The organism is Ensifer sp. EB106-05-01-XG146 (assembly GCF_058791875.1).
The window spans coordinates 2364384-2381545 of the sequence record NZ_JBYTDX010000001.1 but is presented as its reverse complement, the minus strand read 5'-3'; the positions used below and the strand labels follow the sequence as shown (position 1 = coordinate 2381545).

General features: G+C 63.9%; 15 protein-coding genes. 10 read left to right on the top strand and 5 right to left on the bottom strand.

Annotated elements, in window-relative coordinates; translation table 11 throughout:
- Positions 1–5: 5 nt before the first annotated feature.
- The 5 genes from AC3WVQ_RS11810 to AC3WVQ_RS11790 form a co-directional block, all read right to left on the bottom strand.
- Positions 6–767, bottom strand: coding sequence for an SDR family NAD(P)-dependent oxidoreductase (locus AC3WVQ_RS11810; RefSeq protein WP_090294336.1), 762 nt, complete (start codon positions 765–767; stop codon positions 6–8).
- Between the two features lie 4 nt (positions 768–771).
- Entirely contained in the window at positions 772–1590 is an 819-nt protein-coding gene (locus AC3WVQ_RS11805) for an ABC transporter permease (RefSeq protein WP_029742634.1), read from the bottom strand.
- Positions 1590–2456, bottom strand: coding sequence for an ABC transporter permease (locus AC3WVQ_RS11800; protein ID WP_029742635.1), 867 nt, complete (start codon positions 2454–2456; stop codon positions 1590–1592). Before AC3WVQ_RS11800 ends, AC3WVQ_RS11805 begins: the two co-directional genes overlap by 1 nt.
- A gap of 230 nt (positions 2457–2686) precedes the next feature.
- A complete protein-coding gene (locus AC3WVQ_RS11795) occupies positions 2687–3847 on the bottom strand; it encodes a polyamine ABC transporter substrate-binding protein (protein ID WP_060582636.1) in 1161 nt (386 codons plus the stop codon).
- Between the two features lie 69 nt (positions 3848–3916).
- Complete coding sequence (locus AC3WVQ_RS11790) at positions 3917–4999, bottom strand: ABC transporter ATP-binding protein (RefSeq protein WP_034792163.1); 1083 nt, start codon at positions 4997–4999, stop codon at positions 3917–3919.
- 245 nt (positions 5000–5244) lie between these two features.
- Between AC3WVQ_RS11790 and AC3WVQ_RS11785 the strand changes: the two genes are divergently transcribed.
- From AC3WVQ_RS11785 to AC3WVQ_RS11740, 10 genes are all read left to right on the top strand, one after another.
- Entirely contained in the window at positions 5245–5988 is a 744-nt protein-coding gene (locus tag AC3WVQ_RS11785; protein WP_370689560.1) for a helix-turn-helix transcriptional regulator, read from the top strand.
- 278 nt (positions 5989–6266) lie between these two features.
- Positions 6267–7232: a sugar-binding transcriptional regulator gene (locus AC3WVQ_RS11780; RefSeq protein WP_034793557.1), complete on the top strand. Its 966-nt coding sequence runs from the start codon at positions 6267–6269 to the stop codon at positions 7230–7232.
- 122 nt (positions 7233–7354) lie between these two features.
- Positions 7355–8797 carry an extracellular solute-binding protein gene (locus tag AC3WVQ_RS11775; RefSeq protein ID WP_034792193.1) on the top strand — a complete coding sequence of 481 codons (1443 nt, stop codon included), beginning with the start codon at positions 7355–7357 and terminating at the stop codon, positions 8795–8797.
- Between the two features lie 185 nt (positions 8798–8982).
- Positions 8983–9906, top strand: a complete 924-nt coding sequence (locus AC3WVQ_RS11770; protein ID WP_034792195.1) for a carbohydrate ABC transporter permease — start codon at positions 8983–8985, stop codon at positions 9904–9906.
- Between the two features lie 11 nt (positions 9907–9917).
- Positions 9918–10775, top strand: a complete 858-nt coding sequence (locus tag AC3WVQ_RS11765) for a carbohydrate ABC transporter permease (protein WP_034792198.1) — start codon at positions 9918–9920, stop codon at positions 10773–10775.
- A 3-nt stretch (positions 10776–10778) separates the two neighbouring features.
- Positions 10779–11897, top strand: a complete 1119-nt coding sequence (locus AC3WVQ_RS11760; protein WP_060582638.1) for an ABC transporter ATP-binding protein — start codon at positions 10779–10781, stop codon at positions 11895–11897.
- Positions 11894–13018 carry an ABC transporter ATP-binding protein gene (locus tag AC3WVQ_RS11755; protein WP_060515892.1) on the top strand — a complete coding sequence of 375 codons (1125 nt, stop codon included), beginning with the start codon at positions 11894–11896 and terminating at the stop codon, positions 13016–13018. Before AC3WVQ_RS11760 ends, AC3WVQ_RS11755 begins: the two co-directional genes overlap by 4 nt.
- Positions 13018–14595, top strand: a complete 1578-nt coding sequence (locus AC3WVQ_RS11750; protein WP_110818688.1) for an FGGY-family carbohydrate kinase — start codon at positions 13018–13020, stop codon at positions 14593–14595. The genes AC3WVQ_RS11755 and AC3WVQ_RS11750 overlap by 1 nt, the downstream gene beginning before the upstream one ends.
- Complete coding sequence (locus AC3WVQ_RS11745; RefSeq protein ID WP_060582644.1) at positions 14592–15629, top strand: 2-hydroxyacid dehydrogenase; 1038 nt, start codon at positions 14592–14594, stop codon at positions 15627–15629. The genes AC3WVQ_RS11750 and AC3WVQ_RS11745 overlap by 4 nt, the downstream gene beginning before the upstream one ends.
- A gap of 14 nt (positions 15630–15643) precedes the next feature.
- On the top strand, positions 15644–17161 hold the full coding sequence (locus AC3WVQ_RS11740; RefSeq protein WP_089043419.1) for a glycerol-3-phosphate dehydrogenase: 1518 nt from the start codon (positions 15644–15646) through the stop codon (positions 17159–17161).
- Position 17162: the final 1 nt, after the last annotated feature.

Here is a 17162-nt window from a genome sequence, read left to right as displayed (position 1 = left end):
GGCCATCACACCACTGTCTCGCCGCCGTCCACCACCAGGATCTGGCCGGTCATGTAGGAGGAGCGGTCGGAAACGAGGAAGAGGATCGACTCGGCGATCTCCTCGACGCTGGCCCAGCGGCCGAGCGGCACCTTTTCGCGGATATAGGATTCGATTGCGCCGCGGCCGCCCATTTGCGCGATGAACGGTTCGTTGAAGGGGGTGTCGACCCAACCGGGGCAGAGCGCGTTGACGCGAATGCCGTGGCGGGCGTAGTCGCCGGCCATCTGTTTGGTCATGGCGATGACGGCGTGTTTGGTGGTCGTGTAGGCGATCATCTCGCGGTCGTAGAGCACGCCCGAGGATGAGGAGGTGTTGAGGATGACGCCGCGGCCGGCGGCGCGCATCGACGGCATGACCAGCCGCGCTGCCATGAAATGGGCGCGGACATTGAGGTTCCAGGAGCGATCGAAGCCGGCGACCTCGACCTCTTCCAGGTCCCCCGCGACCTGGGCGCCGGCGTGGTTGTGCAGAACGTCGATGCGGCCGTGGCGATAGAGGATATCGGCGATGCCGTCAGAAAGGGCCGCGTCATCCGTCACGTCGATGGCGAGCGCCTCGGCGCTGCCGCCTTTGGCGGCGATTGCCTCGACGGCGGTTGCCGCGGCCGAAAGGCTGCGGTCGATGACGACGACATGGGCGCCTTCGCGCGCCATGATGGCCGCACCCGCCTGACCGATCCCGGAGCCCGCTCCGGTCACGATCGCGACCCGGTCTTTCAGGATCATGGTTTCACTCCCCGGATTTCGTTTTCTTTTCCCGCATCAGGATGCGGGCGGTCAGGATCAGAAGCAGCGAGGCGACGAGCACCAGCGTCGCGATCGCGTTGATCTCGGGCGTCACGCCGCGGCGGATCGAGGCGAAGACGTAGATCGGCAGCGTGGTCTTCGAGCCCGCGACGAAGAAGGCGATGATGAAATCGTCGAAGGAGAAGGTGAAGGCCAGAAGAAAGCCGGCAAGGATCGACGGCAGGATCTGCGGCAACACGATCAGCCGGAAGGTGGTGAGCGGTGTCGCGTAAAGGTCGCTTGATGCCTCGACGATATCGCGGCCGAGGCTGGCGATGCGGGCCTTCACGATCATCGTCACTAGCGCCATCGAGAACAGGCCGTGCGCGGCGATGATCGAGCCGTAGCCAAGGCCGAGCTGCGGCGGCTGGTCGCCGGGCCAGATCGTCGCCAGCGCCGGGTTGACGAAGGAGAAGACGGCAACGAGGGCGACCAGCGTGGCGATGCCGATGACGACACCGGGCACGACGATTGCGGCTGCAAACAGCGCATCGAAGATCGCCCGGTTGCGCGGAGCCATCCGCTCCATCCCGAGGGCTGCCATGGTGCCGAAGATTGCGGCGAGCGTGGCGCTGGTGAAGGCGATCAGCAGGCTGTTCTGCAGCGCCGAAACCAGGAAGGTATTTCCAAGCGCCTTGCCGTACCAGGCGGTCGAAAACCCGGTGAACTCGCTCGCATTGCGCCCGGCATTGAAGGAGAACAGGACGACGAGCGCGATCGGGGCGTAGAGGAAGAGGTAGACGGAGGAGATGAAGGCGCGCATCAGACGAGATCCACCTGTCTTGTGCCGGCGACGCGGAAGGCGATGCGCATTGCCACCATCAGGATCACCACGACCACGGCAACCAGCGTGACGGCGATCGCGGAGCCGAACGGCCAGTTTCGCGATTGCAGGAAGAGATCGACCAGCGCATTGCCGATGAAGAACACTTTGCCGCCGCCAAGCAGCTGCGGGATCAGATATTCGCCGAGCAGCAGGATCGTCACCAGCGCGACTCCGGTCATGACACCGGGCAAGGAGAGCGGCAGGGTGACGCCGAAGAAGGTCGACACCGGCCTCCCGCCGAGGTCGGCGGAGGCCTCGAGCAGGCGGCGATCGAGTTTTTCGAGGCTCACGTAAATGGGCATGATCATCAGCGGCAGGTAGCCGTAGACGATGCCGAGAAGCACGGCGCCCGGCGTGTTCAGCATCCTCACGTCCTCGATGCCGATCATCGACAAAAGGTTCGGGATACCGCGCGAGCCGAGGATGTACATCCAGGCATAGGTGCGCACGAGCAGGCTCGTCCAGAAGGGCACGACGACGAGCGACACGAGGATCAGCCGGTAGCGCGGGTTCGCCTTGACCGCCAGATAATAGGCGACCGGATAGGCGATCAGCAGGCAGGCGAGCGCGCCGACCGGCGCGAGGATCAGCGTGTTCCAGAAGGCGGCCGCCCGTGTCGGCAGGTTGGCGAATTGGGCAAAGGTGAAGGCTGCCTGATAGCCGCCTTCCGGTGCGCGTTCGCCGAAAGCGAAGACCAGCATGGCGATGAAGGGCAGCACGAGGAAGATCATCAGCCAGGCCGCGGCCGGCGCCACCAGCGCCGCCGTCACCAGGTTTCTCTTCGTGTTCGTTGCCGCGGTCATAAATTCTTCCGTTCGCGTTTCATCAGCACTTCGATGCGAGCGGGAGGGTAAGGTCCCTCATCCGCCTCACAGCACCTTCTCCCCGCAAGCGGGGGGAAGGGGATTTGTGGCACCCGCCCGGTCCCTTTCTTCCGGCAGAAGCAGGAGGGCAGGGAGCTTGCCGCTTGTTCCTTCTCCCCGCTTTTGGCGAGAAGGTGCCGGCAGGCGGATGAGGGCAGTCACATGCCAGATCAAGCCGACTTGAAACGCGCCATCAGCTCGGCGCGGCCGGGGTCGGTGAGGGTCACGGCGGCGCCGAATTCGAGCGGCGTCAGCGCGGCCTCGTCCGGATAGACGATCTTGTTGGAGGTGACGTCGACCGGCAGCAGCTTCATGACGCGGCTGTCGGTGGTCGGTGCGCCGTTGGCGATGTGCTCCTTCATGGCGTTTTCCGGCGCCATCAGATAGTTGAGCAGCGCGTAGCCGGCGGCCTTGTTGGCGGCACTCTTCGGGATCGCGTAGAAGTCCGACCAGATCTCGCCGCCGTCCTTGCCGAGCGTGAACAGGATTTCCGGCATGTCGCGGTTGAGCTGGGCGCCGTCATTGGTCCAGCACATGGTCATCCAGGCATCGGTCGCGCGCATCGACGGCTGGTAGTCGCTGTTGATGGCGTAGAGGTGCGGCTTCACCTTGATCAGCAGTTCCTCGGCCTTGGCGAGTTCGTCCGGCTTGATCGAGTTGAAGGAATAGCCGAGCGACACCAGCGCGTTGCCGATGGTGGTGAGCTGGTAATCGTGCACCATGGCGCGGCCGTCGCCTTCGGTCATGGCGATCTCGAAGAATTCCTTCCAGCTGGTGACCGGTTTCTTGATCTTCGCCGAATTGACCGCGATGCCGGTCGTACCCCAGTTCTTCGGCACGGCATAGGTCTTGCCGTCGACGATGCCTTCGTTGGTAAAGCGCGCCGTCTCGGTCGACGCGTCATAGTTGGGAAGCTTGGAAAGATCGAGTTCGTCGATGAGGCCAAGCTTCACATAGGTCGAGATCGTGTAGTTGGTGGGAACGAAGAGGTCCCAGCCGGTGCCGCCGGCCTGGAGTTTCGCCAGCATCTCTTCGTTGGAGCCGAAGACGTTGACCTCGACGGCAACGCCGGTGGCCGCCTGGAAGGCTTCGAAGGTCGCCGGATCATGGTAGTTCGGCCAGGTGGCGATCGACATCTGCGTGCCGAGGTCGCCGGCAAAGGCGGTGGAATTGAAGAGGCCGGGCTGGCGCGCGAGCACGGCGGTCGCAAGACCGAGGCCGGTGACGCCGAGGAAGTGGCGGCGCGTGACCGAGCCGCGCTTCAGGCGCATCAGTTCGTCCGCGAGCTGGTCGGCGGTGATAGGGGCATTTTCTCTGTACCATTTGCTCATGACGCTGTTCCCTTTATCGTTTGACGTTCATGCGTAGGCGGCAGAACCGGCTTCGGAAGCCGGGCGATGTCAGGCTGGAAAGACGTGAAGCGCGTTCGGATCGAAGGCGAGGCCGACCTTTTCGCCGGGCTCGACCAGCTCGCTGTCGCCGAGCGTGCGGCGGTCGGCCGTCACGAGGAAGTCGCCGAGACCGTCGACCGCGACGGAATATTCGACCGCTGACCCCAGGAAGATCCGGTGGGTGACGGTGCCGGCCAGCGCCGCCGTGCTGACGGCACCGTTACGCGTCAGGCGGATCGCCTCGGGCCGAAGTGCCACCATGGCCGCCCCCCGTGTGCCGTTGATCGCGGGGGCGGCAAAACGCGTGCCGTTGGCGAGCTCGATCGAGGCGTTGCCGTCGACGGTCGCCGAGATGCGGTTGGTCTTGCCGACGAAATCGGCGACGAAGAGGCTTGCGGGCCTGTCGTAGATTTCCTGCGGCGGGCCGACCTGGACGATGCGGCCGGCATTCATGACGCAGACGAAATCGCTCATCGACAGCGCTTCCTCCTGGTCGTGGGTGACGAGCACGAAGGTGATGCCAAGCTCGCGCTGCAGCGTCTGCAGCTCGATCTGCATGGCGGTGCGCAGCTTCTTGTCGAGGGCGGCGAGGGGCTCGTCGAGCAGCAGCACCTTCGGCTTGTTGACGATGGCGCGGGCGAGCGCCACGCGCTGCTGCTGGCCGCCGGACATTTCGTGGATGCGGCGCTTGCCGAAACCGCCGAGCCGTACCATCTCCAGCGCCTCCTGGGCGCGGCGAGAAATCTCGGCGCCGGCGATGCGCGGCCGCATCTGCTTCAGCCCGTAGGAGACGTTCTGCTCGACGTCGAGATGGGGGAACAGCGCATAGTGCTGGAACACCATGTTGACCGGGCGGCGATAGGCGGCAACGCCGTTCATCGGCTCGCCGCTGATGAAGACCGTGCCTTCGCTCGGCTGCTCGAAGCCGCCGATCATGCGCAGACACGTGGTCTTGCCGCAACCCGATGGTCCGAGAAGCGCCATGAAGGCGCCGCGCGGCACCTGAAGATTGATGTCGGAAACGGCCGTCACGGCGCCATAACGTTTGGCGACCGAACGGAACTCGATGTCGTTCGTCGAAGCGGATGTCACGTCTGTTCCCTGCGGTTGTTATCGGATGTCGCCAGGATCTTGCATCCTGGCACTCCACCGTCATTGACACACAGCCTAGTCACCGCGTGCCCTGCCGGTATATACCCCGAGAGAGGTATTTCAACGCAGATTGCTCTGTGTGAGGAGTATACCCCAGAGCAGGAAACACCGGCCGGGAGGGCGGTTTGAGCGTCGATCTCGAAGGACTTTTCCAGGTCATGGCGCCGCTGGTGGCGGGTGCCGCGATGGACGACGATGCCGTCGGCTCCACCTATCGGCGGCTGATGTCGACGCTGATGACCTTCGACTACGTGGTTGTCTTTGCCTATCGCGGCAAGGAACGGCCGATCGACCTCTACAGCACCTTCAACGCCAAGGATCACGTGCTCTTCGTCAGCCTCTATCAGGCTGGACCGTACCTGCTCGACCCGTTCTACCACGCGGCGATCAAGAGTGAGCCCGGCGTCTGGCGGATGAGGGAGTTGGCGCCTGACCGGTTCTTCTCCTCGGAATATTATCGCACCTATTATGTGCAGACGGGGCTTGCCGAAGAGGTCGGCTTCTTCGTGCCGATCGACGAGCAGATCACCGTCGTGCTTTCGCTGATGCGGCGCGAGGCGACGGGGACTTTCAGCGCGACGGAGTTCGCGCTGTTGAAGAAGGTCGAGTCACTGGTCTCCGGCCTGGTGCGCCATCACTGGGCCGATCTCGGCCGCCGGTTCGATGCGGCGCTGGCGAAAACCGGGCGCAGCAGGCGCAAGGCGACGCACCCGCCGGCCGACGGCGTCTGGCAGCATCTCAATCTGACGGACCGCGAAGCCTCGATCATCGAACTGGTGCTGCAGGGCCATTCGTCAGAATCGATCGGCCTCAGGCTCGGCATCTCCACCGGCACGGTGAAGGTTCATCGCCGCAACGTCTATCGCAAGCTCGGCATCTCCTCGCAGACACAGCTTCTGTCGCTCTATCTGAGAAATCTCGGGCAATAATCCTGCGATCCTTGCACCGCTGATCGGCGGTTCGATCTTCCGCCTGCGTTGCCCCTTTTCCGCTTTTGACGAGCCTACGCCGTCTGGCGCTTGCCTGCGACCGCTGCCCCTGCGTGCAGCCGCCGCAACTGCTCAACCGTCTCTTCGCAAACGTGATCGTTCATTTGTCAAACGCTATTGACAAAAATTTCACGCCATGAAATTTCTTTCATTAACGGATAAAAATATCACGCGGTGCAAAAAATATCATGCAGCGCAACAAGAGCCGGGTGGAGACAATGACGATTGGCGGGACGGGCATTCGTGATGACGAAACCAGCATGGCGACACGGGCGGCGTGGCTGCACTATGCCGGCGGCCTGACCCAGGCGGAGGTCGCCAAGCGCCTGGGGCTCACCTCGCTCAAGGCCCACCGGCTGATCATGAAGGCCAACCAGGAAGGCCTGGTGAAGGTCTATATCGACGGCGAAGTCTCCGAATGCGTGGAGCTCGAACAGGCGCTTTCGGCGCGCTACGGCCTCGACTATTGCGAAGTGGTGCCGGACTTCGATTCCGATGACCTGCCGCTGAAGGCGCTTGGCATTTCCGGCGCACAGTTCCTGAAGCGTGAGATCGAGCGTGGCGAGACGGCGCTGGTCGGAGTCGGTCATGGCCGCACGCTCGCCGCCTGCGTCGAATATCTGCCGCGGATCGCCAGCGGCAACACCCGCTTCGTGTCGCTGCTCGGCGGGCTTACCCGCAAGTTCTCCGCCAACCCGCATGACGTGATCCACCGGCTCGCCGAGCGTACGGGGGCAGAGGCCTATGTCATGCCAGTGCCGTTCTTCGCCAACACGGTCGAGGATCGCGACGTGCTCTTCAGCCAGCGCGGCGTGCGCGAAGTCTTCGATCTCGCCAAGACAGCCGATCTCCTGATGGTCGGCATTGGCACCGTCGAGCGCGAGGCGTCGCTGGTTTCGACCGGCATGATCGAGACCAGCGAGATCGAGGACATCCAGAAGGGTGGGGCGATGGGAGAGTTGCTCGGCCACTTCTTCGACCGCGACGGCAAGCCGGTCGAGACGACGCTTTCCGACCGCACGTTTACGCTCAGCCGCGAGGACCTGAAGAACCGCCGCACGGTCGCTGTTGCCGGCGGCAAGATCAAGGTTCCGGCCATCCGGGCGGTGCTCGCTAGCGGGCAATTAAGCGGTCTCATTACCGACGAGAGGACTGCGAGGGCGCTGGCCGCCGACGGCGCATGAGGCGCTGACACATTCGAGGCCATGCGGAGGGCGGGGAGGATCTGCCATCCGGGCCTTAACGGGAGGAATACCGGTGGGGTAGCCGGCAGTCGCAATCATACCCGCAACGGAGGAGAAGACGAATGTACGAGAAGGAGAAGGACCTCATCAGCGCATTCCTGCGTGGGGAGGTGGACCGCCGCGGCATGCTCAAGGGATTGGGGGCTGCAGGCCTGGCAGCCGGCACGGCCGGCACGTTGTTCAACATGATGTCGACGCAGGCGCTCGCCGCCGATTTCGACTGGAAGGCGCATTCGGGCAAGAAGCTGAAGCTGCTTTTGAACAAGCACCCTTACGCCGATGCGATGATTGCCAACCTGCAGGCCTTCAAGGACCTGACCGGCATCGACGTTACCTATGACGTGTTTCCGGAAGACGTCTATTTCGACAAGGTGACGGCGGCGTTGTCTTCGGGCTCGGCAGAATACGATGCCTTCATGACCGGCGCCTACATGACCTGGACCTATGGACCGGCCGGCTGGATCGCCGACCTCAACGAATGGATCAAGGATCCGGCCAAGACCAACCCCAACTACAACTGGGACGATTTCCTCGCAGGCGTGAAGAATTCCTGCGCCTGGAACGGCCAGCCGGGCGGGGCGCTCGGCTCGGAAGACGCCAAGCAGTGGTGCATTCCGTGGGCGTTCGAGCAGAACAACATCACCTATAACCGCGAGATGTTCGACAAGGCCGGCGTCGAGCTGCCGAAGAACCTCGACGACATGATCACGGTTGCGGCCAAGCTGCAGAAGGACATCGGTGGCATCTACGGCATCGGCGTTCGCGGTTCGCGCTCCTGGGCGACGATCCATCCGGGCTTCCTGTCGGGTTATGCCAACTTCAACCAGAAGGACCTGAACGTCTCGGCCGACGGCAAGCTGTCAGCGGCGATGGGCACGGCGGAATCCAAGGCCTACCACGCCAAGTTCGTGCAGATGATCCAGGAAAGCGGGCCGAAGGACTGGTCGACCTACACCTGGTATCAGGTCGGCACCGACCTTGGCGCCGGCGCTTCGGCGATGATCTTCGACGCCGATTGCCTCGGCTACTTCATGAACGGTGGCGACAACAAGATGGCCGGCAAGCTCGGCTATGCCGCCTTCGCCGCCAACCCGGAAGCCACTGCCTCGACGCCGAACATCTGGATCTGGTCGCTCGCCATGTCCAACTTCTCCAAGGACAAGGACGCCACCTGGTACTTCCTGCAATGGGCTTCCGGTCCGGAGCATGCGCTGTTCGGCGCCACCAAGATGGACTTCGTCGATCCGGTTCGCCAGTCGATCTGGAAGGACGAGATCTTCCGCGAGAAGCTCAACGGCAAGTATCCGGGTTACGTCGAAATGTTCGACGCCTCGGCCGCCGGCGCCTCCATCAAGTTCACGCCGCAGCCGCTGTTCTTCGACGTGACCACCGAATGGGCGTCGACGCTGCAGAAGATGGTCGCCAAGCAGGTGCCGGTCGATGAGGGTCTCGACCAGCTCGTGGAAAGCATCAACCGCCAGCTCCAAGAGGCGGGTCTCGGCTGATAGGCCTCCCAAGCGATCCCCGGCGCCAGCACGCGCCGGGGATCCCGAGATGCCGGCTCGACCGGCCTGTTGCGATCGGTTTGAGGTCGCGCCGAAATCAACCTGAGATGCCGAGGAACTGGCGCGGCGCCTGAAGGCTGCCGCGTGCCGCGTGCTCTTCAAAGACGTCAGGAACGGAGCTCGACATGGCTTCAACAGAAACCCTCAAGAGACCAGCCTCCGGTTTCAGGATCAGCAGGAAGATGCTTCCCTATGTGCTGAGCCTGCCGGCGCTGCTCGTCTGCATCGGCATCCTCATCCCGTTCTTCACGGCGGTCATCTACTCCTTCCAGCGCTACCGGCTGAGCCAGCCCTGGGCGCGCCAGTTCAACTGGGGCGAAAACTACCTCAACTTCTTCACCGACCCGGCCTTCTGGAACACGCTGAAAGTGTCGCTGCTCTATGCCGGCCTCACCGTGACGCTGGAACTGCTGCTCGGTCTCGGCATCGCGCTGCTGCTGCAGCGGCGCTCCGCGGTCAACAACTTCATCTCGATCATGCTGCTTTTGCCGCTGATGATCGCGCCGGCGCTGGCCGCCTTGATGTGGAAGCTGATGACCAATCCGAGCTTCGGTATCCTCAGCTATCTCGCAAGCCTGATCGGACTGCATGATTTCCGCTGGGCGTCCTCGCCGGACACAGCGCTGCTCACCGTCGTGCTCGTCGACATCTGGGTCTATACGCCCTTCATCATGATCCTGCTGCTTGCGGGCTTGCGCTCGCTGCCGACGCAGCCCTTCGAGGCGGCGGCCCTTGATGGCGTGCCGCGCAGCTTCGTCTTCTTCCGCATCACGCTTCCGATGCTCACACCCTACATCCTGACGGCAACGCTGTTCCGGTTGCTCGACAGTATCCAGCAGTTCGACATCATCTACGCGATGACCCAGGGCGGGCCCGGCAACACGCTCACCGTCTTCCAGGTCGAGGCCTATCTCAACTTCTTCCAGTCGACCAATGTCGGCCGGTCGGCGGCACTTCTGATCATCCTGTGGGCGATCACCTACACGCTGTCCAACGTCTTCATCAAGAACTGGCTGCGGCTGCGCGAACGCGCACGCGGCGAAGCGTAAAGGAGGGACCAATGGAAACCATGTCTCCGCTCGAACGGACCTTGCGCGGTCTCGCCCTCACGCTCGTCGTCGTCTTCTTCATGTTCCCGATCTTCTGGATCTTCCTGATGTCGTTCCAGACGAACGAGACGATCCTCGCGATCCCGCCATCGGTCGTGTTTTCGCCGACGCTTTCCAACTATGCGGCGCTGATCACCGGCAAGCTGCAGACGGCGGCCGGAACGCTCGACATCGCCTTCATGCGCAATCTCGGCAACTCGATCTTCCTGTCGGTCGCCTCCGTCGCCGTGGCGCTGGTGCTCGGCGTGCCAGCGGCCTATGCGTTTGCCCGCCACAAGTTCAAAGGATCGGAAGACATCGCGTTCACGCTGCTGTCCTTCCGCTTCGCGCCGCCGCTGCTGGTGCTCCTGCCGCTGACGCAGTACTTCCAGTGGCTCGGGCTCTCCAACACTTACTTCGGCCTGATCTGGGTCTACCAGCTGATCTGCCTGCCGCTGATTCTCTGGATCGTGCGCGGCTACTTCGAGGACATTTCGGCCGACGTCGAATATGCCTATCGCATCGCCGGGCACTCCTGGTTTGCGACGTTCCGCAAGATTGCGCTGCCGCTTGCCGGACCGGGCATTGCCGCTGCCGGCCTGCTCGCCTTCATCTTCGCCTGGAACAACTTCGTCTTCGCGCTGGTGCTGGCATCTGCCGACAAGCAGCCGGTGACGGTCGGCGCGCTTGCCTTCGTCACCTCCTCGGGCATCCAATACGGACAGATCGCCGCGGCCATCGTGCTTTCGGTGACGCCGACGCTCGCACTTGCACTCTACGCCCAGCGCTACCTCGTCGAAGGCCTGTCGCTCGGCGCGGTGAAAGGGTAACTCATGACCACGCTGCAACTGAAGAATATCGTCAAGCGCTACAAGAGCCAGACGGTTCTCGACGATCTCACGCTTGATGTCGCCGACGGTGAACGGCTGGTGCTCTTCGGCCCCTCCGGCGCCGGCAAGACCGTGCTACTCCGGCTGGTTGCCGGCGTTATCGAGCCGGACGAGGGCAGGGTGCTGATCGGCGGCGAGGACATGACCGATGTCGATGCCGAACATCGCGGCGTCGGCATGGCCTTCCAGAACTTCGCGCTCTTCCCGCACATGAGTGCCTTCGACAACATTGCAAGCCCGCTGACGGCGACGCGATCGTCGAAGGAGAAAATAGCGGCAGGCGTGCAGAAGGTCGCCAAGCTCTTAAAGATCGACCATGTGCTGACGCATCACCCGAAGGCACTGTCGAACGGTCAGAAGCAGCGCACGGCACTTGCCCGTGCGCTTGTCGGCTCGCCGCCGCTGCTTCTCCTCGATGATCCCTTGCGCAACGTCGACGCGAAGCTCCGCTTCGAGATGCGGCTGGAACTGCCGCGACTGCTCGCAGCGCAAGGCGCCACCGTCGTCTACGTCACCCAGGACTACAAGGAGGCGATGGCGCTCGGCGACCGGATCGCGGTCATGGCCTCAGGCCGCATCCGCCAGATCGGCACGCCGCAAGAGATCTACAACGCGCCCGCCGATATCGAGATCGCACGGCTCTTCGGCGATCCGACGATCAACCTGCTCGATGTCACGCCGCAGCGCAGCGGCGGAGACGTCTTCGTCGAGCTCTCGAATGTCCGGGTGCGGCTCGGCGACTATGGCGCCGATGTCGTCGGCAGTCCGTGCGTTATCGGGCTCAGGCCGGAGGCGATCAGTTTCGTCGATGCGGCAGCACCTGGCGCCATTCCCGTGACGGTCGAGGCGGAAACGCCGCTCAACGAAAAGACCGTGACGCTGGCGCTGACGGCACGCGGCCGCGAAATCCTGGTGTCGCGTCCGGCCGGCACGCCTGGTCCGACCGCCGGACCTGCCCATATTGCCGTCAATGGCGCGCAGGCCTTTCTCTTCGACAAGACGAGCGGCGCTCTTTTGCCGCGCGCCGACCTTGCAGCCAAGCGCAATGGAGAAGCGGCATGACCGACACCGCTCTTTTGATCAAGGACGTCGACAAGTTCTACGGCCCCGTCGACTTCGGCGTGCATGCCGTGAAGAAGCTGAACATGGATGTGCGAAAGGGCGAGATCATCGCTTTGCTCGGCTCCTCCGGATGCGGCAAGACTTCGACCTTGCGCATGATCGCCGGCTTCGAGGCGGTCTCGCGCGGAACGATCTCGCTTGCAGGCAAAGAGGTCCAGACGCTGCCGCCGGTGCGCCGCAACGTCGCCATGGCATTCGAGGGCTATTCACTCTATCCGCCGCTGACGGTGCGCGAGAACATCGCCTTTGCGCTGAAGGCCTCGAAGCTCTCGCAGGGCGTCGTCGACGAGAAGGTGGCCAGTATCGCCAAACTGCTCGAAATCGAGGACATTCTCGGGCGCTATCCGAGCTCGATCTCCGGCGGCCAGCAGCAGCGCGCCTCGCTCGGGCGGGCGCTGATCCGCGACGCCAACCTGCACCTGCTCGACGAGCCGATGGGACAGCTCGAGCCGCAGCTTCGGGCGCTGCTTCGCGGCCGCATCAAGCACTTCATCAAGGAGCGCGGGCTGACGGCGATCCTCGTGACCCACGACCAAACCGAAGCGAACGCGCTTGCCGACCGCATCGCGGTCATGGAGGGCGGCGTGCTGCAACAGTTCGATACGCCGCAGAAGATCAAGGAGCGGCCGGCCAATCTGTTCACCGGCACCTTCGTCGGCGAGCCGCCGATGAACGTCTTTGAGGCCAGCGTCACCGGCTCGGACAGCAAGATGGCCTTTGGGCTCAAGGACGGCGTGCGGCTCGAATATGCGGCGTCGGATTTCTCGCATGCGGTGCGCGACGAACTCGTCAAGCGGCAGAAGGTGGTGCTCGGAATCCGGCCCTATTCGGTGCGCCGCAGCGCTGATGGTGTGACGGGCCGCGTCGCCGTCAACCAGTGGCTCGGCGACCAGACCCATATCGCCGCGGACTTTGCCGGCGGCACCATGGTGCTGGTCGAGCACGATCGCACGGAGCTCGATGTCGGCCAGCCGATCGGCATTCATCTCGATCCGTCGAGCCTGCATGTGTTCGATGGCGAGAGCGGACGGGCGATCAGTCACGGACAGGAGCTCGCCTGATGCGGGACATCCTCATCGGCATCGATGCGGGGACGTCGGTCATCAAGTCGGTGGCCTTCGATCTCACCGGCCGGCAGATCGCCACGGCGGCACTACCGAACGCCTATGAGGCCGTAGGCCGCGCCGGCAGCGTGCAGGATCTCGACCGCACCTGGGCCGACGCGGCAACGACGCTGAAGCAGCTCTCCGACAAGATCGAGAACCTCGCCGGCCGTGTCGCCGCGATCGCCGTGACCGGTCAGGGCGACGGCACATGGATGATCGACAAGGCCGGCGTGCCGGTCGGCAAGGGCTGGCTGTGGCTCGACGCGCGCGCCGGCGAGACCGTCGAGCGGCTTCGCGCCGACAGCGGCGATATCGCCCGCTTCGAAAGCACCGGCTCGGGCCTTGCCGCCTGCCAGCAGGGGCCGCAGCTTCGCTGGATGCGCGACCATGCGCCCGAGATGCTCTCAGGCGTCGCCACCACCTTTCATTGCAAGGACTGGCTCTATTTCAAGCTGACGGGCAAACGCGCCACCGATCCCTCCGAGGCGAATTTCAGTTTCGGCAATTTCCGCAGCCGCAGCTACAGCGACGATGTCATCCGCTTTCTCGGCCTTGAAAAGCTGAAGCATGTGCTGCCCGAGATCGTCGACGGAGCGGCGACCCATCATCCGCTGTCGGCGGAAGCGGCCGGGATCACCGGGCTCACCGAGGGCACGCCCATCGTGCTCGGCTACGTCGATGTCGTCTGCACAGCCCTTGGCGCCGGGCTCTACGATCCGGGCACTGATACCGGCTGCTCGATCATCGGCTCGACCGGCATGCACATGCGGCTCGCCAATGGCGCCGACGATGTGCGGCTGAACCGGGACTTGACCGGCTACACCATGTGCATGCCGATCCCCGGCGCCTATGCGCAGATGCAGTCGAACATGGCCGCGACGCTCAATATCGACTGGATCCTCTCGCTGGCATCCGGCCTCTTGAAGGGCATGGGGGTCGAGAAATCCAAGAGCGAGTTGCTCGCTTTTGTCGACGGCTGGCTAGCCGATGCCAAGGACACGCCATTGATCTTCCAGCCCTATATCTCGGAAGCCGGCGAGCGTGGCCCCTTCGTCGACGCGACGGCGCGGGCGTCCTTCGTCGGGCTGTCGATCACCCACGGCTTTCCCGACATGGTGAAGGCGGTGTTCGACGGGCTCGCCATGGCGGCGCGCGATTGCTACGCCGAGATGGGGCCGCTTCCAGGCCGCATCCGGCTGACGGGGGGAGCTGCCCGCAGCGCCTCGCTCCGCCGCATCCTCGGTGCGGCCCTCGGCGCCAGCGTCCAGACGAGCGAGCGGGAGGAGGCCGGTGCTGCCGGTGCCGCGATGATCGCCGCCGTCTCGCTCGGCATCTATCCCTCGATGGCCGATTGCCTCGGCGATTGGGTGACGCCCTATCAGCGCCCCGCGGAGGCCGCCGATCCGGCGCTTGCCTGCCGCTACAACGAACTCTTTCCCACCTACCAGCAGTCACGCACAGCGCTCAGGCCCGTCTGGCACGCACTCTCCCAAGGTGCGACCGCGGGAAATCAACAGGAAACATCGAAATGAAGAAGATAGCCATTATCGGCGACCGGTTCATGCTGCCGGACGTGTTTCGCGACAAGATCGTCGAGGCGACCGGCAACGGCCATGACATCCGCACGCTCGAACTGCCCTGGCCGGATGTGCCGATGGAGCACGGCTATGCCGTCGAGGGCATGGACGGGCTCAAGGAATATCTCGGCAAGCCGGAGGACATTATCGACTTCATCGGTGACGCCGAGATCCTGGTGACGCAACTGGCGCCGCTGTCGCGCGGAATGCTTCAGGCACTGCCCGGCTTGAGGCTCGTTGCCGTCTCGCGTGGCGGTCCTGTCAACATCGACATGGGGGCCGCACGCGATGCCGGCGTTCGCGTCGTCAACACGCCCGGCCGCAATGCCAACGCCGTTGCCGAGTTCACGCTTGGTGCCATTCTCGCCGAAACGCGGCTGATCCGCACCGGCCACGAAGCCTTGCGCAAGGGCGAGTGGCGGGGCGATCTCTACCGCGCCGATCGCACCGGTCGCGAGCTCTGCGAAATGACCGTCGGCGTCATCGGCTACGGCAATATCGGCACCAAGGTGGTGCGCCTTTTGCGCGCCTTCGGCACCAAGGTGCTGGTGCACGATCCCTATGTGCAGCTCTCGGCCGATGATCTGAACGCCGGCGTCGAGCAGGTGTCGCTCGACACGCTTCTCTCCCGTTCCGATGTCGTGACCCTGCATCCGCGCGTCACGGAGGAGACGCGCAACATGATGAACGCCGAGACCTTCGCCAGGATGAAGCCGGGCGCGATCTTCGTGAACACGGCGCGCGGTCCGCTCTGCGACTACGACGCCCTTTATGAGAACTTGGTGAGCGGCCATCTGTCGGCGGCGATGCTCGAAACCTTCGCGATCGAGCCGGTGCCGAAAGACTGGCCGCTGCTGCAACTGGCGAATGTGACGCTGACGCCGCATATTGCCGGCGCCTCGGTACGCACCGTCACCTTCGCCGCCGAAATGGCGGCCGAGGAAGTCCGCCGCTACATCGCCGGTCTGCCGCCGGTCAATCCGTGCTGATGACAGGAGCAACGATGGTGAGTTCCGAGACCGGAATATACGATCTGTTCGTCGTCGGCGGCGGCGTCAATGGTGCGGGCATCGCGCGCGATGCGGCCGGGCGCGGGCTCTCGGTGCTGTTGTGCGAAAAGGACGACCTGGCGCAGGGCACCAGCTCGCGCTCCGGCAAGCTGGTGCATGGCGGCCTGCGTTATCTCGAATATTACGAGTTCCGGCTGGTGCGCGAGGCGCTGATCGAGCGCGAGGTGCTTTTGGAGTCCGCGCCGCATATCATCTGGCCGATGCGCTTCGTGCTGCCGCATAACCCTCAGGACCGCCCGGCCTGGCTCGTCCGGCTCGGGCTGTTCCTCTACGACCATCTCGGCGGGCGCAAACGCCTGCCGGGCACCCGCAGCCTCAACCTTGCGACGGCGCCCGAGGGCGCGCCGATCAAGCGCGATTATCGCAAAGCGTTCGAATATTCCGACTGTTGGGTCGATGACGCGCGCCTCGTGGTGCTCAACGCGCTCGATGCCACTGCTCGTGGCGCCCGGGTGTTGACCCGGACCGCCTGCAGCGCGATCCGAAGGCGGGACGGGCTCTGGTTTATCGAGATGACCGACACGCGCACCGGCGCCAAGACCGAGGCGAGGGCGCGCTGTGTCGTCAACACCGCCGGTCCGTGGGTCAACGACGTCATCGGCCGGATCGGGGGCCTGAACTCCACCCGCAGCGTGCGCCTCGTCAAGGGCAGCCACATCGTCGTGCCGAAATTCTGGGAGGGGCGGCAGGCCTATCTGGTGCAGAACCCGGACAAGCGGGTCATCTTCATCAATCCCTACCAGAACGACCTGGCGCTGATCGGCACGACGGATATCCCCTACGAAGGCCGTCCGGAGGACGTGACCGCCGACGGCAACGAGATCGCCTATCTCTTGAAATCGGTGAACCGCTACTTCAAGCAGCAGCTGACGTCGGACGATATCGTCTACAGCTTCTCCGGCGTACGACCGCTCTATGACGACAATGCCGAAAACCCCTCGGCCGTCACCCGTGACTATATTTTCGAGGTCGATGCGACTGACAACCAGGCGCCGTTGCTCTCGGTCTTCGGTGGCAAGATCACCACTTTCCGCAAGCTTTCCGAACATGCGCTGGAGCGGCTGAAGCCGTTTTTCCCCAAGATGGGGCCGGCCTGGACGGCGAAGGCGCATCTGCCGGGCGGCGACATGGCGGCGGCCGATTTTGATCTGTTCCTGGGTGAGTTGAAGGCGCGCTATCGCTGGTTGCCATCGGATCTCGCCAAACACTATGCGCGGCTCTATGGCACCCGCACGCATGCGCTGCTTGCCGGCGCTACATCGCTTGATGATCTCGGCCCGGCTTTCGGTTCGCTCTTTCGCGAGCGCGAGGCGCGTTTCCTCATCGAAAACGAATGGGCGCTGACGGCGGCCGACATTCTCGACCGGCGCACCAAGCATGGCCTGCACATGACGCCGGCCGAGCGGCAGGCCTTTACTCATTGGCTGGACCGCCAGCAGGCCGCGGCCTGAA

Coding starts and splice junctions, on each gene's coding strand:
- AC3WVQ_RS11745 (WP_060582644.1), top strand. CDS start 14,592: ATGAAGAAGATAGCCATTATCGGCGACCGGTTCATGCTGCCGGACGTG.
- AC3WVQ_RS11805 (WP_029742634.1), bottom strand. CDS start 1,590: ATGCGCGCCTTCATCTCCTCCGTCTACCTCTTCCTCTACGCCCCGATC.
- AC3WVQ_RS11775 (WP_034792193.1), top strand. CDS start 7,355: ATGTACGAGAAGGAGAAGGACCTCATCAGCGCATTCCTGCGTGGGGAG.
- AC3WVQ_RS11795 (WP_060582636.1), bottom strand. CDS start 3,847: ATGAGCAAATGGTACAGAGAAAATGCCCCTATCACCGCCGACCAGCTC.
- AC3WVQ_RS11785 (WP_370689560.1), top strand. CDS start 5,245: ATGGACGACGATGCCGTCGGCTCCACCTATCGGCGGCTGATGTCGACG.
- AC3WVQ_RS11800 (WP_029742635.1), bottom strand. CDS start 2,456: ATGACCGCGGCAACGAACACGAAGAGAAACCTGGTGACGGCGGCGCTG.
- AC3WVQ_RS11780 (WP_034793557.1), top strand. CDS start 6,267: ATGACGATTGGCGGGACGGGCATTCGTGATGACGAAACCAGCATGGCG.
- AC3WVQ_RS11740 (WP_089043419.1), top strand. CDS start 15,644: ATGGTGAGTTCCGAGACCGGAATATACGATCTGTTCGTCGTCGGCGGC.
- AC3WVQ_RS11810 (WP_090294336.1), bottom strand. CDS start 767: ATGATCCTGAAAGACCGGGTCGCGATCGTGACCGGAGCGGGCTCCGGG.
- AC3WVQ_RS11765 (WP_034792198.1), top strand. CDS start 9,918: ATGGAAACCATGTCTCCGCTCGAACGGACCTTGCGCGGTCTCGCCCTC.
- AC3WVQ_RS11750 (WP_110818688.1), top strand. CDS start 13,018: ATGCGGGACATCCTCATCGGCATCGATGCGGGGACGTCGGTCATCAAG.
- AC3WVQ_RS11770 (WP_034792195.1), top strand. CDS start 8,983: ATGGCTTCAACAGAAACCCTCAAGAGACCAGCCTCCGGTTTCAGGATC.
- AC3WVQ_RS11760 (WP_060582638.1), top strand. CDS start 10,779: ATGACCACGCTGCAACTGAAGAATATCGTCAAGCGCTACAAGAGCCAG.
- AC3WVQ_RS11755 (WP_060515892.1), top strand. CDS start 11,894: ATGACCGACACCGCTCTTTTGATCAAGGACGTCGACAAGTTCTACGGC.